The sequence below is a fragment of the Aquimarina rubra genome (genome assembly GCF_042684305.1).
Taxonomy (GTDB): domain Bacteria; phylum Bacteroidota; class Bacteroidia; order Flavobacteriales; family Flavobacteriaceae; genus Aquimarina; species Aquimarina rubra.
Genome location: NZ_JBHULE010000017.1, coordinates 1 through 417, shown reverse-complemented (window position 1 = coordinate 417; position 417 = coordinate 1). Strand labels below are relative to the sequence as shown.

Here is a 417-nt window from a genome sequence, read left to right as displayed (position 1 = left end):
CGTCTCCATCATCATCCCCGCTTGGATCGTTACCATCACTCTCCACCACATCAGGAATACCATCATTGTCATCGTCTTCGTCTACATTATCTGCTATACCATCATTATCGGCATCTAAAATACTTCGGAAGTCAACCTCCGTCAGATCCGCATCATCCACATTGTCCGTACCAATGGCTCCCGTATCTAAATTGTCATTGACATCTGGGGTAGCTCCGGTAGTGTCTACCGTATCAAAACCATCATCCAAACCATCGCCATCGGCATCAGTACCTACTGCGGTACCTTGAACGGCTTCAATCACATCATTGATCCCATCATTATCACTGTCTGTATCTAAGTAATCTGGAGTCGTGTCACTATCCGTGTCTTCAGGGGCTAAACTCGTACCTGCTACAAAACCTGCAGCCGTACATT

Annotated in this window: 1 pseudogene; it reads right to left on the bottom strand. The window is 46.5% G+C overall.

Annotated features, from left to right (window positions below):
• Positions 1–417, bottom strand: a pseudogene (locus ACFSR1_RS08180) (hypothetical protein); the annotation flags it as partial.